Here is a 25400-nt window from a genome sequence, read left to right on the forward strand (position 1 = left end):
TCCCTGTCACACGTTACAATTGCGTCCGAGTTTGTAACTGGGGCCACAGCAGAGTGTTACATCCCGATTTGTCCCCAACGACTCCCGACAAGCAGTATTTATTACTGAAAATTTTCCTCCCTTTCTTTTTGCTTTCCGTTTGAAACGCCTATTAGTGTTATCACGGGCAATCAAACAAATTTCCTCATACGATTTCTGCTATCACCCGCTTGCCAAGGCCCACGGGGCGTTGCTGGGCGCTTGGCTACCCCTCTTACCGACTCCACAGCCAAGTATTACGGTCACGTGAAAGAGTTACCGAAAAATGTTGTATTTTTGTGAGATATTTTTTTGAGAGGGTATTGATTTCCTGAAACCCACTTCATACAATTGCTTCCAAGGTGTTACGAGTTGTAACACCTTGTATCAAACGGGCAGGTTCAGTATCAAGTAGTGACATGTCGCCGGAGATCATCAGTGTCCGGCGAGGGTACAAAAGCATAACGGCGCAAAAAAGCCGACATAGCAATTCGGGGCTTCGGAAACAGCAAAAATGGACCGTAGCAGCGAGACGCGGGAGTCTATCCGCGAAATTAATTTGTCTTACATCATGCTTGCGCAGCGCATGTTGCGTGAGGACAAACCCATCGGGATGTTCCGTTTGGGCCTGTCGTCGGAACTGGCCGATTTGCTTGCCGGGCTGTCGCTCGCGCAAATCGTCAAACTGGCCTCTTCCGACCAGCTTCTGTGCTTTTTCCGCTTCAACGACCACTCCATGTTGTCGGCGCTAACGCAAACGACAAAGCATGCAGAAGTGTCGCCGACCCATGCGGCTATCCTGCTTGCAGGCCAGCCAGCAGAGCAATTCGCTTAACGAGGTGACTGCGATGCTCAAGCGAAGCCTGACGGAAGACGCGCAGGAAGTGTTTCGCGCCATTGCGCTGATCGAACTCGGCGCACGCATGCAAGTGCTCGAGAGCGAATTGACGCTGTCGCGCGACCGCATGATTCGCCTCTATCGCGAGGTGAAGGGCGTTTCGCCGCCCAAGGGAATGCTGCCGTTCTCGGCGGACTGGTACATGACGTGGCTGGCCAACATCCACGCATCGCTGTTCTACAACACGTACCTGTTCCTGAAGAACGAAGCGCGTTGCTCGCATCTGGACGCGCTGACCAAGGGTTACCGGCTGTATCTGGAACACTGCAAGCACAGCGACACCGAGCCGGTGCTGGATCTCACGCGGGCATGGACGCTGGTGCGGTTCTTCGACGCCGATATCCTGCAACTGACGCCGTGCTGCCGTTGCACGGGCAAGTTCGTCGCACACAAGCACGACTTGCAGCACAACGTCGTATGTGGCGCCTGCCAGCCGCCCTCGCGCGCCGGCAAGACCAAGAAGGCTGCTGCCGCAGCGAAGCAGGAAGCGCAAGAAGCGCTTGAAGCAGCCGCACAAATCGCCGAAGCCGCCTGAGCCGACTGTCGTTCGGCCGGCTCACCACAGCCGGCTTTCAACCCGGGTGGCTCGGCTCGCTTAACTCACCCACCCTACCGTCTGCACCACCAGCCAAAGGTTCGCCGCCGTAATGACGACGAACAGCAGCCACGCGAGCAGTCGCGTCGGCAGGCGATTGGCGAACTCGCCCATCAGCGAGCGGTCGTTCGTCATCCGTATCAATGGATAAAGCGCGAACGGCAATTGCAGGCTCAACACGACCTGGCTTGCAACCAGTAGCGTGCCGACCGCGCCGTTGCCGAGCGTCTGCACGCCGATCAAGGCTGGAATCAGCGCCAGTGCGCGCGTGATGAAGCGGCGTTGCCAGCACGGAATCTTCAGTTTCAGAAAGCCTTCCATGATGACCTGGCCCGCGACCGTGCCGGTAAACGTCGAGCTCTGCCCGGACGCCAGCAGCGTGATGGCGAACAGCACAGCCGCAAAGCCCGTGCCGACAATCGGCGCGAGCAGCCGGTAAGCGTCTTCGATCTCCGTGACCTGGTTGTGCCCGGTTGCATTGAACGCGGCGGCGGCGAGGATCAGGATTGCCGCGTTGATAAGGAGTGCGATGACCAGCGAGACGATCGTATCGAGGCGCGACAGACCGATCGCCGCGGCGATGCTGCGCGAGTCGCGCTTGACGGCGCGAGTTTGCACAATCGACGAATGCAGATACAGATTGTGCGGCATTACCGTCGCGCCAAGAATGCCGATCGCGAGATAGAGCGGCTCGCGCGCGCTGATGGCGTGCCACGACGGCACCAGCCCCGCCATCACCGACGGCCAGTGCGGATGCACCAGCACCAGCTGCACGATATAGCCAATGCCGATGGTGGCGATCAGTCCAAGGATGATCGCTTCGAGGTCGCGGAAATTCTTACCCTTCAGGCCGAGCACGATCAGCGTATCGAAGGCGGTCAGGATCACGCCGGTGGTCAGCGAGCAGTTGAACAGCAAGTGAAACGCCAGCGCGCCGCCGAGCACTTCGGCAAGGTCGCAGGCAATGATCGACACTTCGGCCAGCAGCCATTGAACCCGGGCGACGGCCGGTGAATAGCGGCTGCGCGAGAGTTGGGCGAGATCCTGCCCGGTCGCAATGCCGAGCCGCATGCTCAGGCACTGCAGCACGATCGCCGCGAGACTCGACAGCACCACCACGAACAGCAGGCTATAGCCGTAACGCGAGCCGGCTTCGATATCGGTGGCCCAGTTGCCGGGGTCCATGTAGCCGATCGAAATCAGCAAGCCAGGACCGGCGAACTGCAGGATTCTCTTCCAGAGCGGCGCGCCCTGCGAGACGGCGACAGTGCCCTGCACTTCGGATGGGCAGAACGGTGCAGTAGCGGTAGTCGGTAAATTGAATGGCAAGCCGGAGCCCTCTTGAGGTGGACGATGCGGCGGCGCGCAGACAGCGCCGCCGCAGCCGGCCTCAAGTGTACAAAGAAACTTCCGGCAATGTTCCGCTGAGTGCGTAGCGTCCCACGTCGCGCACGCGATAGTCGAGCGGGTCGTGCAAGGTATGGACGCGGGCGTTGCGCCAGAAGCGGTCGAGTGCCAGCGGAGCATGCGTGGCGCGGGCACCGCAGGCGTCAAAGAGATTCTGGCTGACTTCGAGCGCTGCCCGATGCGCGAGAATCTTCGCCTCCGAGGTCGCCAGCGCCACCTCGCCGCGCTCTTCGGCGCTGAGCGCGGAGCCTTTTTGCCATGCGTCCTCGAGCGAGCGTGCAGCACGTTCGGCCAGCGCCTCAGCGCTCACCGTCTGCAGGCGCATTTCGCCGAACCGGGCGATCAGGTAAGGATCGTCCGTGGCCTTCTCGACCCCGGAAGTAATCCATGGCCGTCCGTTCTGGGTCACGTATTGACGCGCCTCTTCGAGCGCGCCTTGAGCAATGCCGACGAACAGATTGGTGAGCACCTGTTGCGACACCAGCGTGCGCAACGTGGCATGCGGCGTGGGCGGCGTTTCCGAGCGGTGCAGCACTTCCTCCGGCTCGACCTTCACATGCGCAAACGACACGCTGCCGCTATCGGTTTGCCGCTGGCCAATCGGGTCCCAGTCTTCATTGACCGTGATGCCGTCGCGCGTGGTCGGCACGACCGCGAAAATCGGCTTGCCCGTCTGCGGATCGTGCGCCGAGACGGTCATCATCTGCGAGCCGCGCGTCCCCGAGCAAAAACCCTTCTGGCCGCTCAGGCGGAAACCGCCGTCAGCGGTCGCGCTTGCGACCAGGCGGGCGTCCAGCGGGTTGACGGCATTGCCCCACCACCAGCGGCCTTCGACCGTGCCGTGCAGATAGCGCTCCCGTTGCGCCGCATTGCCCCATACATTGACGCTTACCACCTGCAGGCACTGGAAGCCCAGCAGATGGGCGAGCGCACTGTCGACCCGCGCCAGCGCGCGAATGGTTTCATAGACCTGCGGCCACGGCGCCCCGGCGCCGCCGAACTCGCGCGGCACGGCGAGCGTCAACAGCCCCGCCTCGGCAATCCACTGCTTTTCCTGCGCGGCGTGGCCGCCTTCGCGGTCGCGCTGTGCGGCGCTTGCGCGCAACGCCTCCAGCAGGCCCGGCAGATCGCGCGGCGCGGACGACGCCGGCGTGGGGCCGAGGGCTACGGGACGGCCCGGCTGGTTCATACAATCTCCAGATCAGTAGCGCTCGCAATCGGTAGGAGCGTGGTCAAAAGGATAGGGGATGCCCATATCGGGCCATGCAACCGGCTCACGCGCGTTGCGTGAGCCGGCGCACCAGGCGGTCGCCGACAAACTGCACCACCGTGACGATGATAATCAACAGGACGATGACCGTCACCATCACCGTGGTATCGAAACGCTGGTAGCCATAGCGGATCGCCAGGTCGCCGAGCCCGCCGGCGCCGACCGCGCCGGCCATCGCCGACGAGCCGATCATCGCGACCACCGTGATCGTGAAGCCGCCGAGAATGCCTGGCAGCGCTTCCGGCAGCAGTACGTGCCAGATGATGTGGCGGCGCTCCGCGCCCATGGCCTGGGCAGCTTCGATCAGGCCGCGATCGACCTCGCGCAGGCTCACCTCTGCGACGCGGGCAAAGAACGGAATGGCCGCAATGCTAAGCGGCACAATGGCCGCGCCCACACCGATGGTGGTGCCGATCAGCAGGCGCGTGAGCGGCAACAAGGCGACCAGCAGGATGATGAAAGGGGTTGAACGGAACGCGTTGACGAGTGCGCCGAGCGTCGTGTTGACCGCTGGACGCTCGAAAATGCCGCCACGCGTGGTGGTCACCAGCACGAGGGCGAGCGGAATCCCCACTAACAGCGCGATCACCGCGGAGACACCTACCATCACGAGCGTGTCGCGAATCGCCCCGCCCAGTTCGGAGAGCCATAGATCAGACATAACCGAGCACCTCTACACGATTGGCGTACAGCCGCGCACGCTCGACAAGCGCGGCAATTTGCGTGCGAATGGCCACTGCCGAACCGGCGCCGTGCGGTGCGTCGCTCGCCTGCGCCTCCGTTGCCGCCGGAAGCTGCGCCGCCACCACGAGGCGCCCCTGCGCATGCCCTTGAATCCGGTCGATGCCACCGTGCAGGAAACTCACGCGTCCGCCCGCCACGCTCAATGCCTGAGCGAGCGCACCCAGATCCGGCTCGCGCTCATCCGCTCCCGTGAAGCGCACGTCGAGCAGCACCTGCGCATCGCCTTGCCCCTGGCCGAGCTCGTGCAGCGGCCTCACGCGAGAGGCGAGATCGGCCGGCAAGTCGTGCACCAGCGTGCGCAGCAACGCCCGAGTGGCATCGTGCTGCGGCGCGCCGAACACCTGCCAGACCGGCCCCGTCTCCACCACCTCGCCACGTTCGATCACCGCCACCGTATCGCAGACTTCGCGGATCACTTCCATCTCGTGCGTAATCAGCACGATCGTCAGCCCGAGGCGCCGGTTGATATCGCGCAGCAGCGTGAGAATCGCCTGGGTGGTTTCGGGGTCGAGTGCCGAGGTGGCTTCGTCGCACAGCAGGATATCGGGGTCATGCACCAGCGCCCGCGCAATCCCGACGCGCTGCTTCTGGCCTCCGGATAGGCTCGCCGGGTACGCGTTGCGCTTCTCGGAGAGGCCCACCAGTTCAAGCAGTGCATCGACCTTGCGCTCGATCGCCTCCTTCGGTGCGCCCGCGATCTTCAGCGGCAAGCCGATGTTCTGCCGTACCGTCTTGGCCGACAGCAGGTTGAAATGCTGAAACACCATGCCGGTGCGCCGCCGCAAGGCGACGAGGCCGCGCTCGTCAAGTTCGCCGACGCTGACCTCGTTCACGCGAACCACGCCGGAGCTGGGTTTTTCCAGACCGTTGACGAGCCGCAGCAAGGTCGATTTGCCCGCCCCGCTGCGGCCGATGATGCCGAACACTTCACCGTGCGCAACCTGCAATTGCACATTCGCGAGCGCGGGGGCCGCGTTGGGCGAACCGCGAAATACCTTGCCGACGCGGTCGAACACGACGGCCGGCGCCTGCACGCCGCCAGGCGCGTGGCGGGTGGACGACGCGGGAGCGGCTTCGATGAAACCCGGAGTGTCGAACAGAGAAGCCATCGAACGCGTCCTTGCGGCTACCACGCAACTGCGTAGAGATTGCCAAATGCCTTGTCGAGCTCCGCACGTACTGCCGGCGAATGCTGATAGATGGAAATGAACTTCAGGATACGCGGATCGTTCACGCTTTCCGGACGCACCACCCACTGGATCGCGAAGATCTTGTTCTCGGTGCCATCGAACAGCAAGGCGCTATTCGGGTCTGCCGTGCCCGCGAGCTTGAGGAAGCTCGGATAGCCTTGCGCGAGATCCACATCGTCGAGCGAACGCGCCAGTTGCGACGCCTCAAGCTGGACGATCTTCAGATGCTTGGGGTTGTCGATAATATCGAGCGTCGTCGCACGATAGTCGGTGCCCGGCTTCAGCTTGATGAGGCCCGCGCGCTGCAGCAACAGCAGGCCACGGCCCCCGTTTACCGGGTCATTCGCGATGGCGACGGTGGCGCCGTCCTTCAACTGATCGAAGCGCGTGACCTTCTTCGAATACAAACCGATCTTCATGATCGTGCCGGGAGCGATTGCCACAAAGTTATAGCCGCCCTGCTTTTTCGCGTTCTCCAGAAACGGAATGTGCTGGAAGTAGTTGACGTCGATATCCTTGTTTGCGAGCGCCGCGTTCGGCGTATTCCAGTCGGTGAACTCGATGATCTTCACATCCAGCCCCTGCGCCTTCGCTTCGCGCGCCGCTTCCTGCAGCGCACCGATTTGCGGCGTGGTGGAGATGCCGATTTTAAGCGTCCCAGCATCGGCCGCACTCGCACCCGGCGTGGCAAGTGCGCATGCCAGCGTCAGCGCACCCACGCCGCTCAGGCGCCCGAGCGACGCACCCGTTGCACGCAGCAGCGAGCGCACGGAGAAAAAGGAAAGACTCATGATGGACTCGTTCAATGAAGTGTTTGCTCGGCACGAGCGAACGCCCCGCGGCATGCGGCAACGCAGGCTGCGGGCAAGCGAATGGCAGAATTAGCGCCGCACGCGCGGCTTGAAAGGCGTGATGCAGGAGCCGCTTAGCGCGGACAGCGGAACGGTTGACGGGTCATCGCCTCTCTCCAGATGAGGAGCGAATCATGATAGACGCGGGGCAAGCGGCGGTCTACGAAGGGTTTTTGAAAAGGAAATCGCGCAGCGCGATATGTGACGGCGGCCAAAGCGCCTGCTGCACGGGAAACTGCGGAAAACGTAAGCCAGATGCGGCAAGGGGCTGAGCGACCCGCTCAGCCCCTTGAAGCACCGCTACGCTGCCGGCAATTGCACGATCACTGCTTTGCCACCTGCTGCTGTGCATCCTTCGAAGCAACATTCGCAGCCGCATTCGAAGCCGCAACAACCGCCACACCAGCAGCAGAAGCCCCAACCGGCGCACCCGCCACAGGCGCATCCGAAGCCGGCATGTCGCCCCAGCCGCCACCGAGCGCCCGGATCAGATTGACCGTCGACACCGCCTGCGTGCCTTCCAGATGGCTCGCCTGCAACTGCGACTGCAACACCTGGCGCTGGCTGTCGATCACATCCAGGTAGCTCACCTGCCCTTCCTGGTACTGCGTCTGCGACAGATGCGAAGCACGCTGCGATGCGTTCACCGCATCGTTCTGCGCCTGAATCTGATCGTCGAGCAAGCGCAGATCCGAGAGGTTGTCCTCGACTTCCTTGAACGCCACCAGCACCTGCTGGCGATACTGCGCCACGTCTTCGTCATACTTGCCGTGCGCCTGAGCCAGGTTCGCCTTGCGCCGGCCACCGTCGAACAGCGGCAGCGTCAGCGCCGTACCGGCAAGCGGCCCCAGCAGGAACGTGCGGCTCGACCACATGAACAGGTCGCCCAGCGTCGCCGACTCGTAACCGAAAGCCCCCGTGATATCGAGCTTCGGGAAGAACGCCGACTTCGCCAGACCGACCCTCGCATTGGCCGCGGCCATGGCGCGCTCGGCGGCCGCCACGTCCGGGCGGCGTTCGAGCAGCGCCGAGGGCAGCCCCGGCGGCACGCGGGCCGTCACCGGCACGAGCGGCGTTTCCGGGAACGAGAAGTTCGCCGGCGCCTTGCCAAGCAGGATCGCGAGGCTATGCTCGGAGGCAGCGCGTTGCCGCGCCACGCCAACCGCATCGGCCCGCGCGCTCGCCAGTTCGTTGCGTGCCTGCGCCAGATCCAGTTCGCTGATATCGCCCTCGTTAAAGCGGCGCTGGATCAGCTTCAGCGTATCCTCGCGCAACGCCACCGTCTGGCGATACAGGTTCTGATCGGTATCGAGTTCGCGCAACTGGAAGTAGTTCTGCGCCACATCGGCTTGCAGCGCGAGCTGCACCGAGCGGAACAACGCTTCGCTCTGCTGCGCATCGGCCTGGGTTGCATTCACGTTCGAACCGACCCGGCCGAACAGATCCGTCTCGTAAGACACGGTCCCTTGCGCACGCCACAGCGTGGTGGTTTCCGGACCGCTGCTTTGCGGCAGGAACTGCGAGGCGGACGACACGGTCTCGCGCGTCGGGCCAAAGCCCGCATCGAGCTTCGGGAACCAGTCGGAGCGTGCCGCCTGCACCGTCGCCCGCGATTGCTGCACTCGCGCCGCGGCCGCTTTCAGGTCCTGGTTAGCGGCAGCGGCTTGCTCTTCCAGGTCGTTGAGCGTCGGGTCGCCAAAAATCCGCCACCATTCGCCGCGGTGCGCGTCGTCCGCCGGCTGCGCCGGTTTCCATGTGCCGGCCTCTTGCGCTGTGATCACCGGCGCCTCCTTGAAGGCCGCCGGCGGTTCGACGTCGGGACGCTTGTAGGTCGGCTCGACCGAGCAGGCGGCGAGCAGCGCCAGCAGCAGGCCGCTCGCTGCGGCGCGGCCCCAGCCACTCAGAGATTGAACTTGCTTCATTATTGTTTTCCTCTTCAGGCGTCCGTTACCGGCAACGCGTAGTGCGGCGAGTCTTTTTGCGCGACGTGAATCTTGCCGCCGGCAAGCGTGCGCAGCACCACATAGAACACAGGGGTCAGCATCAGGCCGAACAGCGTGACGCCGAGCATGCCGAAGAACACCGCAATCCCCATTGCATGACGCATCTCCGAACCGGCCCCGCTCGACAGCACCAGCGGCACCACACCCATGATGAAAGCAATCGAGGTCATCAGGATCGGGCGCAGCCGCATACGGCTCGCTTCGATCGCCGCCGACAGCGGCGTATGGCCATCGTGTTCGAGTTCGCGAGCGAATTCGACGATCAGGATCGCGTTCTTCGAGGCCAGCCCCACCAGCACCATCAAGCCGATCTGCGTGAAGATGTTGTTGTCGCCATGCGTGAGCCAGACACCGGTCAACGCGGACAACAGGCTCATCGGCACGATCAGGATCACCGCGAGCGGCAGCGTCAGGCTTTCGTACAGCGCGGCCAGCACAAGGAACACCAGCAGCACGCTGATCGGGAACACCCACATGCCCGCATTGCCGGCGATGATCTGCTGATACGTCAGGTCGGTCCATTCGAGCTTCACGCCACGCGGCAGCGTTTCCGCAGCCACACGTTCAGCCGCGGCTTGCGCCTGGCCGGACGAGTAACCCGGCGCCGGTCCGCCGTTGATGTCGGCAGCCGTATAGCCGTTGTAGCGCACCACCATTTCCGGACCGAAGGTCGGCGTCACCGTCACCAGCGACGACAGCGGCACCATCTCGCCCGCAGCGTTACGCGTCTTCAGTTGCCCGATATCGTCGGCATGCTGACGGAACGGCGCATCGGCCTGCACCCGCACCTGATACACACGGCCAAAGCGGTTGAAGTCGTTCACATACAGCGAGCCCAGATAGATCTGCATCGTGTCGAACACGTCCGTCACCGGCACGCCGAGCTGCTTCGCCTTGACGCGATCCAGATCCACGTTGAGTTGCGGCACGTTGATCTGATAGCTGGAGAACGTCGGTCCCAGTTCGGGCGTAGTCGCCGCCTTCTTGATGAACGCTTGCGCCGCATTGTTCAGCTCGGCATAACCGAGCGCGCCGTGATCCTCCAGCTGCATCTTGAAGCCGCCCAGCGTACCGAGACCCAGCACCGGCGGCGGCGGGAACACGGCCACGAACGAATCCTTGATGGCGCCGTACTGCTGGTTCAGCGCACCGGCAATCGCACCGGCGGACAGGCTCTTGTTGCCACGGTCCTTGAACGGCTTGAGCGTGACGAACACGATGCCCGCGCTCGAGCTATTGGTAAAACCATTCACCGAGAGACCCGGGAAAGCCACCGCGCTTTCGACACCCGGTTGCTTGAGGGCAATCGAGCTCATATCGCGGATCACCTTTTCGGTGCGGTCGAGCGAGGCGCCGTTCGGCAACTGCGCAAACGCGATCAGGTATTCCTTGTCCTGCGCCGGCACGAAGCCGCCGGGCACGATGTGGGTGATCAACGCCGTCGCGCCGAGCAGGATGGCGTACACCACCAGCATGCCGCCCTTGCGTCGCAGGACACCGGTCACGCCGCGGCCATAGGCCGTCGAACCGCTGTGGAACACCTTGTTGAAGCCCTTGAAGAAGGGGCCCAGCACACGGTTCATCACGCGCGTCAGCAGGTCTTCCTTGGCGCCGTGGCTGCGCAGCAGCATCGCGGACAAGGCCGGCGACAGCGTCAGCGAGTTGAACGCCGAGATCACCGTCGAGATCGCAATGGTCACGGCGAACTGCTTGTAGAACTGACCCGTCAGGCCGGTCATGAAGGCGAGCGGCACGAACACGGCCACCAGCGTCAGCGCAATGGCGATAATCGGCCCGCTCACTTCCTGCATGGCCTTGTACGTCGCATCGCGCGCACTAAGCCCGCTTTCGATATTGCGTTCGACGTTCTCCACCACCACGATCGCATCGTCGACCACAATCCCGATTGCCAGCACCATGCCGAACAGCGACAGCGCATTGATCGAAAAGCCGAAGGCAAGCAGCAGCGAGAAGGTCCCGACAATCGACACCGGCACGGCGATCAGCGGAATGATCGACGCACGCCACGTTTGCAGGAACACGATCACCACAATCACCACCAGCGCGATTGCTTCGAGCAGCGTGTGAATCACCGCCTCGATACTGGAGCGGACAAACTGCGTCGGGTCATAGACGATCTTGTAGTCGACACCCGCCGGCATGTCTTCTTTCAGTTCCTTCATCTGCTCGCGCACCTGGTCCGAGATCGCGAGCGAGTTCGCGCCCGGCGCCTGGTTGATCGCGAGCGCCACTGCCGACTTGTTGTCCAGCAGCGAACGCAGGCCGTACTCCGAAGCAGCCAGTTCGATGCGCGCGATATCGCGCAGATAGGTCACGGCGCCATCCGGCGCGGTCTTGACGATGATGTCGCCAAACTCGCCGGTGGTCTGCAGACGGCCGCGCGCATTCACGGACAGTTGCAGTTGCGTGCCCGGCACCGAAGGCGAAGCGCCAATCACGCCGGCCGCCACCTGGATGTTCTGCTCGCGGATCGCGTTGACGACGTCGGTCGCGGTGAGGCCGCGCTGCGCCACCTTCTGCGGATCGAGCCACACGCGCATGGCGTAGTCGCCGGCGCCCCACAACTGCACTTCGCCCACGCCCTGGATACGTTCCAGCCGGTCCTTGACGTTCAGGAGCGCGTAGTTGCGCAGATACGTCATGTCGTACTGGTTGTTCGGCGAGATCAGGTGGACCACCATCGTCAGCGTCGGCGAGCTCTTGATGGTTGTCACGCCAAGGCGCTGCACGTCTTCCGGCAGGCGCGGCAGCGCCTGGTTGACGCGGTTCTGCACCAGCTGCGTCGCGAGGTCCGGATTGGTGCCCAGCTTGAAGGTCACCGTCAGCGTCAGATTGCCGTCGCTATTGGCTTGCGACTGCATATACAGCATGTTTTCGACGCCGTTGATCTGCTCTTCGAGCGGCGAGGCCACGGCTTCGGCGATCACCTTCGGGTTGGCGCCCGGATACTGCGCGTGCACCACCACCGAGGGCGGCACCACTTCGGGGTACTCGGAGATCGGCAGCTTGAAGAGCGAAATAATGCCCGCCAGCAGGATCAGGACCGATAGCACGCCCGCGAAGATCGGCCGGTCGATGAAGAATTTGGATATGTTCATGAGAGGCTCTTGAAATTGAAGCGCCGGGATGCGGCACGCAAGACACAACCGTTAAGCACTGGGCTCACGAGTTGTTCTGCGCTTTCGCACGTCCCTGCGTCTGTGCTACCGACGCGCTGTCCGCCGCGTCGTCGCCGTTCATCGGCACCGCATGAGCGCGCACCGTTTCGCCCGGACGCACCCGCTGCGTGCCGTTGACAACGATCCGGTCGCCGCTTTGCAGACCCGACTTGACGACGCGCAGGCTGCCTTGCATCGCGCCAAGCGACACTTCGCGGTAAGCAACGTGATCGTCCTTGTCGACCACGAACACGAACTTCTTGTCCTGATCGGTGCCCACCGCGGCATCGTCGATCAGCAGCGCCGGATGCGGCGCGCTGCCGCTCACCTTGATGCGGGCGTACAGGCCCGGAATCAGCGTGCCGTCCTGGTTGTCGAAGCGCGCCCGCACGCGGATCGTCCCCGACGAGGTGTCGAGCTGGTTGTCGACCGAATCGATCACGCCATTGCGCGAGTAGCCCGACTCGTCGGCGAGGCCCAGTTGCACCGGCACCTTGGTGCCGTCTTTTTCGCGGCCGATGTATTGCAGGTAGGTCTGCTCATCGGCATCGAACGAGGCGTAGATCGGTGAGACCGACACCAGCGTCGTCAGCGGCGGCGAGCTTGCACCGGCGGAAACGACGTTGCCCAGGGTAATTTCGGCGCGCGAGACGCGGCCCGAGACCGGCGCAATAACCTTGGTGTAGCCAAGGTTAATCTGCGCCGTTTCGAGCGCCGCCTGCGCAGCCTTGACGTTGGCGCTCGCGCCGCGCGCGGCGTTCTGCTTCTCGTCGTAGTCGCGCTTGGCGATTGCGTTGTCGCCGATCAGGCGTTGCGCGCGCTCCCAGTCGCTCTGCGTATAGCCCGCCTGCGCTTGCGCAGCGGCCAGTTGCGCGGCTGCGCGGTCGACTTCCGCCTGATACGGGCGCGGATCGATCACAAACAGCGTGTCGCCCTTCTTGACGAGCGCACCGTCCTTGAAGTTCACCGAGACGATCGTGCCCGACACCTGCGGACGTACCTCGACCTTCTCGATGGCTTCAAGGCGCCCCGAATAGGTTTGCCAGTCGCTGATGGTCTTCTCGACCACCGCCGCCACATCCACTTCCGGCACGATGGTCGGCGCGGACTGCGCGGGCGAGCTTGCGTCGACGCGAATCGCGCCGAACGTCGCCAGCCCGGCAATCACCACAACGGTCAGAACGGCTAGCGCCAAACGAGGACGCGAAGTTGGAAAAATAGACATGAATGGCTCCCGGCTTCAGTTAGTTAGATTGCTTAGTTGGATTGAAATGGGGTTATCGGGGCGTGCGCAGGTCGAAGCGGCACTCGAAAAAACGCACGGCCTCCTGCAGCGCGGCCGGATGGTCGGCCAGCGCGGCATGCGACACGCTCGGGTAACGCACGACCTGGGTCAGCACGCCCGCGCCGATCAGGTTGCTGGCATATTTCTCGGCCTCGACGTGCAGCACGTCGTTTTGCGCGGTCGCAATCAGCGTGGCGGGCAGCCCCGCCAGGCGCGACGCTTCGAGCGGCGCGGCATACGGGTGCATGCGCTGCGAGGCTTGCGGCAGATACGCGCGATAGCAGGCGGCGCACTCCTTGGCGGTGATGTCGGAGCGCAGCCGCGATTCGTCGCCGAGGCGCGTCAGGCTTGGGTCCAGCATCGGACCGAAGAGCGCCTGGGCGCTGATGCGCACGTCGCCGCGGTCGCGGGCAATAAAACTCAGGCAATTGGCCAGTTGCCCGCCGGCGTCGTGCCCGCTCACGCCGATATATTTGGTGTTGCCGCCAAACGCCCGCGCCCGGGTCTGCACCCACAGGGCCGCGCGGTGCGCGTCTTCAGGCGCGGCGGGAAACGGAAACTGCGGCGCGAGCGAATAACCCACCGAGACGACCAGCGCCGGTAAGTGCTCTGCGAAATAGCGTGCCGCGAAGTCGGCATGGTCAAGCGAGCCGCGCACAAAGCCGCCGCCGTGAAAATAAAGCAGCACAGGCAACGCGCTTTTGCCGGCTGGCCGATACAAACGCAAGGTGATGTCCTGCGCGTGCCCCTCTATCGTCACGTCGGTCACGTCGAGTGCCGTGCGTGCGGACGGTGCATCTGTCACCTCGGCGGCGCCAGACGGCATCAAGGAGTACGGCGGTTTGAATGCATTCATATCGAACGGCGCAATACGCTCAAAACTGGAATGATGCGAATTGTGAGTTCGGCAGACTCCTAAATAAATGCCTATAATCCGGCAACACAATTCGGCTCGCCCAAACAATCGAATCCACGGCCCGGTCAAACCCGACTAATCCGTGCCTTGCCGATTGGCTGCACGAGCCGCCAGCCCCTTTTGGAGGTTAGCCATGGACCGTCTTCAGGCCATGCAAGTGTTCACCCGTGTCGTCGACACCAATAGCTTCACCCGTGCCGCGGAAACGCTCGATCTGCCGCGCGCCTCGGTCACCACCATCATCCAGAATCTGGAATCGTTCCTCGGCACGCGCCTCATGCACCGCACGACGCGCCGCCTGTCGCTCACGCCGGACGGCGCTGCGTACTACGAGCGCTGCGTGCGCATTCTCGCGGACGTCGAGGAGACCGAGGCCAGTTTCCAGAGCGGCAACAAGAAGCCGCACGGCAAGCTGCGCATCGACATGCCGGGCTCGATCGGCCGGCTGCTGGTGATCCCTTCCCTGTGCGAATTCCACACTCGCTACCCGGATATCGATCTGCAGCTCGGTTTGACCGACCGCCCGGTCGACCTGCTGCAAGAGGGTGTGGACTGCGTGGTGCGGGTCGGCGCGCTGCAGGATTCGTCGCTGGTGGCGCGGCGCATCGGCATCTTCGAAGGGGTGACGTGCGGCGCGCCCGAGTATCTGCAGAAGTACGGCATCCCGCGCACGCTCGACGATCTCGACGCTCACAGCGCGGTGAATTATTTTTCGAGCCGCACCGGACGCGTGCTCGACTGGGCCTTCAAGGTGGACGGCAAGGAAATCGAGGTGAAGATGAAGGGCACGGTGTCGGTCAACGACGCAGATGCCTATGTCACCTGCGGTCTCGAAGGCTTCGGCCTGATCCAGCCGGCGCTGTTCATGGTGCTGCCGCATCTGCAATCGGGCCAGCTAGTCGAGGTGTTGCCTGACATCAAGCCGCTGCCCATGCCGATTTCGGCGGTCTATCCGCACAGCCGGCATCTGTCGCCGAAAGTGCGCGTGTTCGTCGACTGGATTGCGGAGCTGTTCGATCGCTGCCCGCTGTTGAGCGGCCGCTGCAGTCTCGACACGCCTTGCACGAAACGCACCTTGGAAGAGCGCGAATCCGCGCCGTCGCTCGATACGCCGGTGCTGACGGAGTGGGTCGCCTGATCCGCCCCGCAATTTGCATGACGGCAATCGCGGCCCCTGCGCCGCGATTGTTCTGAATTCACGACAATTCATTTCGCCGATCGGCGGTTTATCCTCCCCTCGCCGAAGCCTACATTTCACCCTGTCGCAGCGCCACAGTGCGCCGCAAACGAATCGACAGGAGTGAATCATGAAGCGCAATCTCTTCGCAGCACTGGTTGTTTCCGTTGCCATCAGCGCACCGGCTTTTGCAGCCGGCGGTGGTGGCATTGGTCGCGCCGGCACCTACGGCGACACGCCGGTGGGCGCCAGCACGGTCAGCCGCGCCGAGGTGAAAGCCGAGATCGTCACGGCCTATCGCGACGGCACCTTGCCCTCGCTGAACAAGACCACCTACCCGAACCTGAGCCTCGAAGGCCAGCGTCAAGCAGCTCGTCTGGCGGAACAGGGCCAAGGCGGCGACAGCACCACGAGCGTGGCGCGCGGCGAATAAAGGAGTCCATCATGAGCCCTTCAGAACTCGACCATTGGGATACCGACACCCCCGTGTGGACACCGTTCCGCCCGCAGCAGCAACACTCGTGAGCGCAGTGAGCGAAACGAGCCGTTAAGGCTGAGGTACGCCGTCACACCACTGGCTCCAGTGGGTCACGATCTGCTGGACCAGAGGATTGCCGGCGATAAACAGGTTGTCGACCGCAATCGTGAAGCCGCCTTGCGCGGCGTAGTTCAGCAGATTGTCGACGCTCGTCTGGCCCGAATAGGGCCTGTCGAAGTCTGAACCGGCGCGCAGGACGGCGACCCGGTTCAGGTCGACGCGATGCACGCTGGCCGCGCGCTTGAGCGCCTCATACGTGGCGTTGTCCTCCTGCTGCGTGGTGCAATAGGTGCCTTTGCCGTCGGTCAGCAGTTTGGTCCAGTCGCGCGCGCGCTCGCCGATGAGCGTGCCCGACCACCAGGTGTCGCCGGCGAGCGTGTCGCACTGGATCACCGAAGGCGGCAGATTGGCAGGCGCGTAGTTGAAGTGGGCGCGCGCCGCTTGCGCCTGTGCGTTATCGGCAAGCGTAACCTTGCGCGACAGCGCAAACGCGGCGTCCGCAAGCCGCGGATTGAGCTGGAACACCTCAGTGCGGTAGTCGAGCGGCGGCTTTTCGGACGGGCTCTTGGTGTTGATGCCAAGATAGCCCGTGTTCCAGTTCGACGGAATTTCGCGCCCATCGAGTTCCCACTGAATGCCGAAGTCGACCAGGTACTTGGCCCACGCCGCCGAGCCGACGGTGCCGCGCTCAGGGTCAATGCCGGCAATACCCGCCACCATGAAATACGTATGGCGCAGATCGAAACGCGATGAGAACGTCAGCGCCATGATCGATGCGGCGGCGTTGGCGTGACCCATGCCGGTGGTCATCACGCAGACGTCCTGCCTGTTGCAGTGAACAGTTGGATAATCGGGAGACAGACCGTCGACGGCGACGTCTTGCCAAGGTCCGAGATGATCGAGCCAGACCTGGCCTTCCGGGCCGAACATGGAAATGATCATCACCTTGACCGGGCGGCCGTGTGAACCATCGGCGCTTTGTGCTGCGGTGTCGTCATCGGCGCGCGCCGGAACAGTCGAGACAGCCGCGCACGCCGCGAAAGTGAGGGCGGCGCTTGCCGCGATAATACGAGTCAGCATCGGTGTCCTTCCTTTATTCTGTTATGCGGATTGGGAGGGCTCTACTACGTCTTACTGCCTTCGGGCCGGGCCCGGATCATCGCTGGGCGAATCGGCTTCGGCCACTTGGCCCGTGAAGTCTGCGCCACAATCCCATATGCTTCAACTGAACATGCGGAGTGGATAAGGGATGGCTTTGCATCGCTCGTCCCGATCGAAGCTCCGCTGTGTGCAATCGCAATCACTGACAGGAGCATGACGATGGACTATGTGAAACTGGGCCGCACCGGCCTCGATGTCTCGCGCCTTTGTCTCGGCTGCATGAGTTACGGTGTGTCGGAACGCGGCAATCATCTGTGGACGCTTGGCGAAAACGAAGCGCGCCCATTCATCAAGCAGGCGCTCGAACTTGGCATTAATTTCTTCGATACGGCCAACGTGTATTCGGACGGCACCAGTGAGGAAATTGTGGGCCGCGCGCTGAAGGATTTCGCGCGGCGCGACGAGATCGTGCTCGCCACCAAGGTTCACGGCCGCATGCAACCCGGTCCCAATGGCATGGGCCTGTCGCGCAAGGCGATCATGGCGCAGATCGACGCGAGCCTGCAGCGTCTTGGCACCGACTACGTCGACCTGTATCAGATCCACCGCTGGGACTACACCACGCCGATCGAAGAGACGATGGAAGCGCTGCACGATGTGGTAAAGGCCGGCAAAGCGCGTTATATCGGCGCGTCCTCGATGTACGCGTGGCAATTCTCGAAGGCGCTGCATGTGGCGCAACAGCATGGCTGGACCCGCTTCGTGACCATGCAGAATTATGTGAACCTGCTGTACCGCGAGGAAGAGCGCGAGATGCTGCCGCTATGCGCAAGCGAAGGGATTGGCGTGATTCCGTGGAGTCCGCTTGCGCGCGGCCGGCTTACGCGCGACTGGAACACCACGAGCGCCCGCTCCGAGACCGACGAATTCGGCCGCTCGCTCTATGCGCAAACCGAAGACGCGGACCGCCGCATCGTCGAGCGGGTCGGCGAGATTGCAGCAAGCCGCGGCGTGCCGCGTGCCCAGGTCGCACTGGCGTGGGTGCTGCAAAAGAGCGTGATTACCGCGCCGATTGTCGGCGCCACCAAAGCGCATCATCTCGACGATGCGGTTGCGGCGCTTTCGCTCAAACTGAGCGCGGAAGAAGTGCAGCAGCTTGAAGAACTGTATGTGCCGCATGCGGTGACGGGCTTCAAGTAAGCGGCGCGCGGTAAGGTGCGGAGTGGCGCCGCGCGTGCCACTCCGCGTTAAAACAGGAGCATGATCGCCGCAGGCTGCGCGCGGCGCTCAGCCCCGTTCAGAGCGTGGCACCTCAGGCTCGAAGAACACCCAGCGCACCTGAGGAAAAGTGGCCTGCAAATCGGCCTCGACCACATTGATCGCGTCAACCATCGCGCGGCCGCTCGGATAGTCGATCATCTCCGCCTGCACCGCAACTACTACATCGCGACCCCATTGCAGCGTGATCATATTGATGATGTCGCGAATCTCGGCACGCGAGCGCAGATGCGCTTCAATGGCGCGACGCACTTCCGGGCTCGCCGATTCGCCCACGATCATCGACTTCACTTCGCGCGCCACCAGCAAGGCAATCAACATCAGCAGCAGGCCGACCCCGATCGAGCCGAGCGCGTCGAACATCGGATTGCCGGAAATCATTGTCAGCAGCACCGCCACAAACGCAATGGCAAGGCCCGCCAACGCCGCGATGTCCTCGCCGGCCACCACCAGCAGCTCCGATTCGCGCGTTTCGCGAAACCAGCGCCACATGGATTTGTCGGGATGGGTCTTGCGAATTTCCCTGACTGCGCCCATCAGCGACAAGGTTTCAAGCACCACGGAAACACCCAGCACGACCAGCGCCACATAGGCATGCGCCAACGGCTCATGCTCGAACAAGCGGTGCACGCCCTCGTAGACGGAAAACGCCCCGCCGACGAAGAACAGCAGCAGAGCCACCAGCAGCGAGTAGAAATTGATTTCACGCCCGGCGCCCATCGGGTGCAACGGGCTCGGCGGCCGGCGCGCCTCGCGCAGGCCGAACAGCAAGAGCAGCTGATTGCCGCAGTCGGCAGTGGAGTGAATGGCTTCAGCGAACATCGAACCGGACTGCGTGAAGATGGCAGCGGCAAACTTGCAAATGGCAATTCCGATGTTGGCAGCGAGCGCGTAAAAGATGGCCTTCGGCGATTCTTCTTTCATCGGTCGCTTACGCCACTTCTACGCGCGGGATGCCGTCACGCATCTCGCCGATCACCGCGGCGCGATCGAATCCGTCCGCGCGGAAGATCGCCAGCACCTCATCCACGCTATCGGGTGCGCAGGACACCAGCAGGCCGCCCGAGGTCTGCGGGTCGGTGAGCAGCGCGCGGGCCCGCTCAGGCAGCCCTGCCCCGAGGCCAACACTCTCGCCATAAGAAGCCCAGTTGCGGCCCGACGCGCCGGTGATCACACCGGCGTCGGCGAACGCTTCGACACCGGCAAGCCACGGCAGGTCCGCATAACGCAAATGAGCGGCAAGGCCCGCACCGCGCGCCAGTTCGAGCGTATGCCCAAGCAGGCCGAAGCCCGTTACATCGGTCAGCGCATGCACTCCCGGCAAGGCGGCCAGTTCGGTACCCGGACGATTGAGCCTGGTGGTATTGGCAATCATCGCGGCATAGCTCGCTTCGTCGAGCTGGTTCTTCTTCAGGGCGGCCGAGAGCACACCGACACCGAGCGGCTTGCCGAGCACCAGCACGTCACCGGCGCGTGCCGACGCATTGCGCTTGATGCGTTGCGGATGAATCACGCCAAGCGCAGCGAGGCCGTAGATCGGTTCAACGGAGTCGATCGAATGACCGCCCGCCACCGGAATGCCGGCCTGGGTGCAGATGTCTTCGCCACCGCGCAGCACCGCCGCGATCACGTCGTGCGGCAGCACGTTGATCGGCATGCCGACCAGCGCCAGCGCGAGAATCGGCTTGCCTCCCATGGCGTAGACATCGGAGAGCGCATTGGTTGCTGCAATACGGCCGAAATCGTACGGATCGTCGACGATCGGCATGAAGAAGTCGGTGGTGGCAATGATCGCCTGCTCGTCGTTCAACCGGTACACGGCCGCGTCGTCCGATGTCTCGGTGCCGACCAGCAGGTCGGGAAAGGCCGGCAGCGGCACGCTGCGTTTGAGCAGATCGGCCAGCACGCCCGGCGCGATCTTGCAGCCACAGCCGCCGCCGTGCGAAAGGCTCGTGAGGCGCGGTACGGCAGGGTTCGAAGCAACATGATCGGTCATGGCGGGTTCGGGGCGCGGCTTGAAGGCGCCCGGGATGAAATGGCAAGAATGGCTATTATGGGCAATCCGGGGGGCACGCGTCCAACTGCGCCGCCCTCAGGCACGTTCCAGCACCGCCATTTCGCGCACGATCACCAGCAACACCGAGAGGCTCGATCCCCCCGAAGCCCGCAGATCGGCAAGCAGGCGCGCATAACGCTCAAGTGGCGCCGCGCGTTGCGCCTGCCATTTTTCGACCCGTTCCTCCGGCGTCGATGCCTCCGTCGCCCCGCTCAGCGCGCTCGTCGTCAAGGCGCGTTTGAGGCGCGCCAGCTCGGCAAGCGCGGCGGCCCGCGCCAGCATGTCCCAATGTGTCGGCGTGGGTAGCGAGTTGGCGCGCTCGCCGATCCAGCCATAGTTGAGTTGCGTGCCGAGCGCAAAATAGACCCCCGCGACCAGTTCCAGACGCGTGTTGCAGGTGGCCGCCACCTCGGCGATATCAAGCAGCGCCGCGGAGATTTCACCGCTCGCTACCCGCACCGCCAGTTCGCTATCGACACCCGCATCCACCAGAATCCGCTGGCGCTCCGACAACGCATCCAGATCGGCGGTCGGCAACAGCGCCGGCCATTGCGAGGCCAGCCGCTGCGCGGCATCGCGGCAGCGGGCGAGCAGCGCCGGCACGTCACTGACCGCGCCGGACTGCAATTGCCGCAGGAACCACAGCGCCGCCCGTTCCACCAGGCGCGCCACTTCAACGAACATGCGCGCCTGCACGTCGTCGGCCACGCGGTTGTCGAGCGCGTCGATGCTGTGCCACACCTCGTCGAGATCGAATACGTCGCGCGCCATGATGCAGGCACGCACGATCTCGCCTGGCCTCGCGTCGGTCTCCTCCATCAGCCGGTGCACGAACTCGCAGCCCACCCGATTGACCAGCGCGTTGGTCAGATAGGTGGCGAGAATCTCGCGCCGCAGCGGATGGCGGTGCATCGGGTCGCTGAAGCGATGCCGCAACGGCTTCGGGAAGTACTCGATCAGCATGCCGCTCACCAGCGGATCTTCCGGCATGTCGGATTCGAGCAGCGCGTCGTACAGCCACATCTTGCTGTAGGCGAGCAATACCGCACGCTCCGGCGAGGTCAGCCCTTGCTTTGCAGCCTGGCGTTCGGCAATTTCTTCGTCGCTCGGCAAGAACTCGATTACCCGGTTCAAACGCCCTGCCCGTTCGAGCCAGCGCATGAAACGGGTCTCCGCATCGAACAGTTCGACGCTGTAGCGGCCCGCAATCGACAGCGCCTGGGTCTGGTAATAGTTGTCCTGCAGCACCAGCAGACCGACCTCACTCGTCATATCGGCGAGCAGCGCGTTACGCTGCTTCTCGGTCATCTCGCCGTCCGACACCACGAGGCCAAGCAGAATCTTGATGTTGACTTCGTGGTCCGAACAATCCACGCCGGCGGAATTGTCGATTGCATCGGTGTTGATGCGGCCGCCATGCAGCGCAAATTCAATGCGCCCGAGATGCGTGAGCCCGAGATTGCCGCCCTCCGCCACCACCTTGCAGCGCAGATCGGAGCCGTTCACGCGCACCGCGTCATTGGTGCGGTCGCCGACCTGCGCATGCGTTTCGCGGCTCGCCTTCACATAAGTGCCAATGCCGCCGTTGTAGAGCAGATCCACCGGCGCCTGCAGGATCGCGCGAATCAGTTCGTTCGGCGGCAGCGCGGCCGCGTTGATGCCGAGCACCACCTGCATGGCGGGCGATACGGGGACCGTCTTGGCGGTGCGCGGAAACACACCGCCGCCGGCCAAGATCAAGGCAGGATCGTAGTCGGCCCAACTGGAGCGTTCGAGGATAAAGATGCGCCCGCGCTCCGCGAGGCTCGCCGCCGGATCGGGATTGGGGTCGAGAAAGATATGCCGGTGGTCGAACGCAGCCACGAGCTTGATATGCGGCGAAAGCAGCATGCCGTTGCCGAATACGTCGCCCGACATGTCGCCGATGCCGACTACCGAGAAGTCCGTCGCCTGGGTGTCCACACCCATCTCGCGGAAGTGCCGCTTCACCGATTCCCACGCACCGCGTGCGGTGATCGCCATCTTCTTGTGGTCGTAGCCGACCGAGCCGCCTGAAGCGAACGCATCGTCGAGCCAGAAACCGTACTCCTGCGAAATGGCGTTCGCGTAGTCGGAGAACGTCGCCGTGCCCTTGTCCGCGGCCACGACCAGATACGGATCGTCGGGGTCGTGCCGCACCACGTCGGGCGGCGGTACGATCTCGTTGCCGGCGAGGTTGTCGGTCAGATCGAGCAGGCCGCGCAGGAAGGTCTGGTAGCAGGCAACGCCTTCGCGCATCCACGCTTCGCGCTCCCCTGCGGGCGGCGGGTTCTTGACGACGAAGCCCCCCTTCGAGCCGACCGGCACGATCACCACATTCTTGACCATCTGCGCCTTCATCAGGCCAAGCACTTCCGTGCGGAAGTCTTCGCGCCGGTCCGACCAGCGCAGCCCGCCGCGCGCCACGCGTCCGCCACGCAGATGCACGCCTTCGACCCGCGGCGAGTACACCCAGATCTCGAACATCGGCTTCGGCTCGGGCAAGCCCGGCACACGCGCCGGGTTGAACTTGAACGACAGGTAGGGCTTCGGATGACCCTCCTGATCGAGCCGGTAGTAATTGGTACGCTCGGTCGCCTTGATGACGCCGAGGAACTGCCGCAGGATGCGGTCCTCGTCGAGATTCGGCACCTGGTCGAGGGCGGTATCGATCCACTTGAGCAGCAATTCGACACGTTGCTCACGCGTATCCCCGAGCAGCGGATCGAAGCGTGCCACGAACAGTTCCACGAGCTTGCGGGCAATCGTGGGATTGCCGGTCAGCGCACGCTCGATATACGCGTCGCTGAAGGTCGAGCCCACTTGCCGCAGATACTTTGCGTAGGCGCGCAAGATCGTCACCTCGCGCGCCGCAAGATGGGCACGCAAGACGAGACGGTTGAAATCGTCGCTTTCTATCGCGCCGGTCCAGACCTGCTCGAACGCGTCTTCAAAGAGGCTTTTCACGCGCTCGATGTCGAACTCGGTATCGTCCGCGAGTTCGAGGCCGAAATCATGGACCCATGCCGCGGTCGCATCGAGCGCTTCGATCAGATAGGGCCGCTCTTCGTCGACGCGCACGCCGAGATGTTCGAGCATCGGCAGACTGCGTGACAAGGCAATCGGCTGCCCCGCCCGGTAGACCTTGAAACGAAATGCGCGCGGCCCGGATTCGATTGGACGATACAGGTTCATCGCAATCCGCTCGCCGCCTTGCAGCCGCTCGATCAGTTCGATATCGCGCACCGCCGTGCGGGCCGGATAATCGTCGCGGTAACCCGCCGGAAACGAATCGGCGTAGTGCTGCAACAGACGATTGCCCTGCTCTTCGCCAAACGCGTCGATCAGCGCGTCGGCCAGATCGTCCTGCCAGCGGCGCGTGACCTGCACGAGGCGCGCTTCGAGTTCGCGGGTGTCCACATCGGGCATGGCGCCCGGTTCGGCGTGCACGACAAAATGAATCCGTGCGAGCGTCGACTCCGACAGCAAGGGCGTGAACTCGACGCTCGCCCCGTTGAACGCGTCGGTCAGCAGGTTGGCGATGCGGCGCCGCAGATCGGTGTTGTACTTGTCGCGCGGCACGAACACAAGGCACGAGACGAAGCGGTCAAAGCGGTCGCGCCGCACGAACAGGCGCGTGCGCTGATGTTCCTGCAACCGCAGCACGCCGAGCGCGGTATCGTAGAGCTGGTCCTCCTCGGCCTGGAACAGTTCGTCGCGCGGATAGGTTTCAAGCACCGTCACCAGCGATTTCGCCAGATGCCCCTTCGGCAAAAAGCCGGCCCGCCGCACGATGTTGGCGCATTTGCGGCGGACAATCGGAATCTCCGCCGCCGAGACGAAATACGCCGTCGACGTATACAGCCCGATGAAACGCCGCTCGCCGATCGTCTTGCCATCGGCATTGGTGAGCTTGATACCGACGTAGTCGAGATAGCCGGGGCGATGCACGGTGGCGCGCGAATTCGCCTTGGTCAGGAAAATCGGCCAGGCCCCGTGGATGATCTGCGCGGCGGCGGCCGGCAGCGGCGTGACATCGGCGGCGCCCACTGGCCGCAGCATCTCGCGCAGAATGCCGAGTCCCGAATCCGGCTGCGGCCGCAGGCCGAAGCCGACGTCGTGCGAGACCAGCTCGTAATCGCGCTGGCCGAGAAAGGTAAAGTGGTTGTCCACCATCCATTCGAGGAACGCACGCGCTTCCGAGCCTTCCACGCCGGTCTCGCGCAGTTTCATATCCTTGATGGTGGCATGCGCGATCTCGACGATCTTCGGCCAGTCTTCCACCGCGGCGCGTACGTCGCCTAACACTCGGGCAATGTCGTCCCTCAATGCATCGAGCTTCGCCGCGTCGCCACAACGGTCCACTTCGAAGTGAATGAAGGAAGCGAGTTGCGACTGGGTGTCGGACGCGTCTTCGGCGCCCTGGCCGACCCGCACGATACTGCCGTCGGCGCCGCGCCAGATGCGGAATACCGGATGCACAACCGAATGGAGCGCGAGCCCGAGCCGGTTGACGGCCATTGAAACCGAATCGACCAGAAACGGCATGTCGTCGTTGACGATTTCGACCACCGTATGGTCGGAATGCCAGCCGTGCTGCTCGAGAATGGGGTTATAGACGCGCAGCCGTTCGCTGCCGGGAACGAAACGCTGCGCCGTTTGCCAGTGTGCCAGCGCGGCGCCGTAGAGATCCGCAATCGCGCGGCTTTGCACATCGTCGGCATCGACGAAATCGTAGTAGTGGCGCAAAAAAGGTTCGACGACGGCGAATGCCGGTTCCGGCAATCGCCCACGTGCGAATTCGATGACGTCGTTCAGCAGATGCGCAACGGATTCTTCGTTCTTCGCTTGCATGATCTCCTCCACAACGGGCGGC

17 protein-coding genes and 1 pseudogene are annotated in these 25400 nt (G+C 63.4%); 5 read left to right on the top strand and 13 right to left on the bottom strand.

Annotated elements, in window-relative coordinates; translation table 11 throughout:
* Nucleotides 1-532: 532 nt before the first annotated feature.
* Together flhD and flhC are read left to right on the top strand one after the other, a co-directional pair.
* Complete coding sequence (gene flhD / locus FFS45_RS00700) at nt 533-853, top strand: flagellar transcriptional regulator FlhD (RefSeq protein ID WP_074269023.1); 321 nt, start codon at nt 533-535, stop codon at nt 851-853.
* 13 nt (nt 854-866) lie between these two features.
* Nucleotides 867-1451 carry a flagellar transcriptional regulator FlhC gene (gene flhC / locus FFS45_RS00705; RefSeq protein WP_137952769.1) on the top strand — a complete coding sequence of 195 codons (585 nt, stop codon included), beginning with the start codon at nt 867-869 and terminating at the stop codon, nt 1449-1451.
* 60 nt (nt 1452-1511) lie between these two features.
* Here flhC and FFS45_RS00710 read toward each other — a convergent pair whose 3' ends face one another.
* The 9 genes and pseudogenes from FFS45_RS00710 to FFS45_RS00750 form a co-directional block, all read right to left on the bottom strand.
* Nucleotides 1512-2840, bottom strand: a complete 1329-nt coding sequence (locus FFS45_RS00710; protein ID WP_137952770.1) for an Nramp family divalent metal transporter — start codon at nt 2838-2840, stop codon at nt 1512-1514.
* A gap of 61 nt (nt 2841-2901) precedes the next feature.
* Entirely contained in the window at nt 2902-4107 is a 1206-nt protein-coding gene (locus FFS45_RS00715) for an acyl-CoA dehydrogenase family protein (protein ID WP_137952771.1), read from the bottom strand.
* Nucleotides 4108-4192: 85 nt separating this feature from the next.
* On the bottom strand, nt 4193-4849 hold the full coding sequence (locus FFS45_RS00720; protein ID WP_137952772.1) for a methionine ABC transporter permease: 657 nt from the start codon (nt 4847-4849) through the stop codon (nt 4193-4195).
* Nucleotides 4842-6041, bottom strand: a complete 1200-nt coding sequence (locus FFS45_RS00725; RefSeq protein ID WP_137952773.1) for an ATP-binding cassette domain-containing protein — start codon at nt 6039-6041, stop codon at nt 4842-4844. The genes FFS45_RS00720 and FFS45_RS00725 overlap by 8 nt, the downstream gene beginning before the upstream one ends.
* Nucleotides 6042-6058: 17 nt before the next feature.
* Nucleotides 6059-6790 (bottom strand): annotated as a pseudogene (locus tag FFS45_RS00730) (MetQ/NlpA family ABC transporter substrate-binding protein); the annotation flags it as partial.
* A 506-nt stretch (nt 6791-7296) separates the two neighbouring features.
* A complete protein-coding gene (locus FFS45_RS00735; RefSeq protein ID WP_137952774.1) occupies nt 7297-8895 on the bottom strand; it encodes an efflux transporter outer membrane subunit in 1599 nt (532 codons plus the stop codon).
* 14 nt (nt 8896-8909) lie between these two features.
* Nucleotides 8910-12095: an efflux RND transporter permease subunit gene (locus tag FFS45_RS00740; RefSeq protein WP_137952775.1), complete on the bottom strand. Its 3186-nt coding sequence runs from the start codon at nt 12093-12095 to the stop codon at nt 8910-8912.
* Between the two features lie 64 nt (nt 12096-12159).
* Nucleotides 12160-13380, bottom strand: coding sequence for an efflux RND transporter periplasmic adaptor subunit (locus FFS45_RS00745; protein WP_137952776.1), 1221 nt, complete (start codon nt 13378-13380; stop codon nt 12160-12162).
* A gap of 52 nt (nt 13381-13432) precedes the next feature.
* A complete protein-coding gene (locus FFS45_RS00750) occupies nt 13433-14296 on the bottom strand; it encodes an alpha/beta hydrolase (protein WP_137952777.1) in 864 nt (287 codons plus the stop codon).
* Nucleotides 14297-14489: 193 nt separating this feature from the next.
* Between FFS45_RS00750 and FFS45_RS00755 the strand changes: the two genes are divergently transcribed.
* Together FFS45_RS00755 and FFS45_RS00760 are read left to right on the top strand one after the other, a co-directional pair.
* Nucleotides 14490-15494 carry a LysR family transcriptional regulator gene (locus tag FFS45_RS00755; RefSeq protein ID WP_137952778.1) on the top strand — a complete coding sequence of 335 codons (1005 nt, stop codon included), beginning with the start codon at nt 14490-14492 and terminating at the stop codon, nt 15492-15494.
* Nucleotides 15495-15663: 169 nt separating this feature from the next.
* Complete coding sequence (locus FFS45_RS00760; RefSeq protein WP_137952779.1) at nt 15664-15966, top strand: DUF4148 domain-containing protein; 303 nt, start codon at nt 15664-15666, stop codon at nt 15964-15966.
* A 114-nt stretch (nt 15967-16080) separates the two neighbouring features.
* On the opposite strand, the gene FFS45_RS00765 is transcribed toward FFS45_RS00760, so the two are convergent.
* Nucleotides 16081-17151 (bottom strand): purine nucleoside permease, encoded by a 1071-nt coding sequence (locus FFS45_RS00765; protein WP_137952780.1) that lies wholly within the window; start codon nt 17149-17151, stop codon nt 16081-16083.
* A gap of 240 nt (nt 17152-17391) precedes the next feature.
* On the opposite strand from FFS45_RS00765, the gene FFS45_RS00770 reads away from it, so the two are divergent.
* Nucleotides 17392-18372, top strand: a complete 981-nt coding sequence (locus tag FFS45_RS00770) for an aldo/keto reductase (RefSeq protein WP_137952781.1) — start codon at nt 17392-17394, stop codon at nt 18370-18372.
* Between the two features lie 87 nt (nt 18373-18459).
* On the opposite strand, the gene FFS45_RS00775 is transcribed toward FFS45_RS00770, so the two are convergent.
* From FFS45_RS00775 to FFS45_RS00785, 3 genes are all read right to left on the bottom strand, one after another.
* Complete coding sequence (locus tag FFS45_RS00775) at nt 18460-19374, bottom strand: cation diffusion facilitator family transporter (protein ID WP_137952782.1); 915 nt, start codon at nt 19372-19374, stop codon at nt 18460-18462.
* A gap of 7 nt (nt 19375-19381) precedes the next feature.
* Nucleotides 19382-20446, bottom strand: coding sequence for a selenide, water dikinase SelD (gene selD, locus FFS45_RS00780; protein ID WP_137952783.1), 1065 nt, complete (start codon nt 20444-20446; stop codon nt 19382-19384).
* 96 nt (nt 20447-20542) lie between these two features.
* Nucleotides 20543-25378, bottom strand: coding sequence for an NAD-glutamate dehydrogenase (locus tag FFS45_RS00785; protein ID WP_137952784.1), 4836 nt, complete (start codon nt 25376-25378; stop codon nt 20543-20545).
* Nucleotides 25379-25400 lie beyond the last annotated feature (22 nt).

Source organism: Burkholderia sp. 4M9327F10, from assembly GCF_005503145.1.
Taxonomy (GTDB): Bacteria; Pseudomonadota; Gammaproteobacteria; order Burkholderiales; family Burkholderiaceae; genus Paraburkholderia.

Bases quoted from the DNA above. Each gene is read 5' to 3' on its own strand.
- flhD (WP_074269023.1), top strand. From the start codon at position 533: ATGGACCGTAGCAGCGAGACGCGGGAGTCTATCCGCGAAATTAATTTG.
- flhC (WP_137952769.1), top strand. From the start codon at position 867: ATGCTCAAGCGAAGCCTGACGGAAGACGCGCAGGAAGTGTTTCGCGCC.
- FFS45_RS00715 (WP_137952771.1), bottom strand. From the start codon at position 4,107: ATGAACCAGCCGGGCCGTCCCGTAGCCCTCGGCCCCACGCCGGCGTCG.
- FFS45_RS00720 (WP_137952772.1), bottom strand. From the start codon at position 4,849: ATGTCTGATCTATGGCTCTCCGAACTGGGCGGGGCGATTCGCGACACG.
- FFS45_RS00725 (WP_137952773.1), bottom strand. From the start codon at position 6,041: ATGGCTTCTCTGTTCGACACTCCGGGTTTCATCGAAGCCGCTCCCGCG.
- FFS45_RS00735 (WP_137952774.1), bottom strand. From the start codon at position 8,895: ATGAAGCAAGTTCAATCTCTGAGTGGCTGGGGCCGCGCCGCAGCGAGC.
- FFS45_RS00740 (WP_137952775.1), bottom strand. From the start codon at position 12,095: ATGAACATATCCAAATTCTTCATCGACCGGCCGATCTTCGCGGGCGTG.
- FFS45_RS00745 (WP_137952776.1), bottom strand. From the start codon at position 13,380: ATGTCTATTTTTCCAACTTCGCGTCCTCGTTTGGCGCTAGCCGTTCTG.
- FFS45_RS00750 (WP_137952777.1), bottom strand. From the start codon at position 14,296: ATGAATGCATTCAAACCGCCGTACTCCTTGATGCCGTCTGGCGCCGCC.
- FFS45_RS00755 (WP_137952778.1), top strand. From the start codon at position 14,490: ATGGACCGTCTTCAGGCCATGCAAGTGTTCACCCGTGTCGTCGACACC.
- FFS45_RS00760 (WP_137952779.1), top strand. From the start codon at position 15,664: ATGAAGCGCAATCTCTTCGCAGCACTGGTTGTTTCCGTTGCCATCAGC.
- FFS45_RS00765 (WP_137952780.1), bottom strand. From the start codon at position 17,151: ATGCTGACTCGTATTATCGCGGCAAGCGCCGCCCTCACTTTCGCGGCG.
- FFS45_RS00770 (WP_137952781.1), top strand. From the start codon at position 17,392: ATGGACTATGTGAAACTGGGCCGCACCGGCCTCGATGTCTCGCGCCTT.
- FFS45_RS00775 (WP_137952782.1), bottom strand. From the start codon at position 19,374: ATGAAAGAAGAATCGCCGAAGGCCATCTTTTACGCGCTCGCTGCCAAC.
- selD (WP_137952783.1), bottom strand. From the start codon at position 20,446: ATGACCGATCATGTTGCTTCGAACCCTGCCGTACCGCGCCTCACGAGC.
- FFS45_RS00785 (WP_137952784.1), bottom strand. From the start codon at position 25,378: ATGCAAGCGAAGAACGAAGAATCCGTTGCGCATCTGCTGAACGACGTC.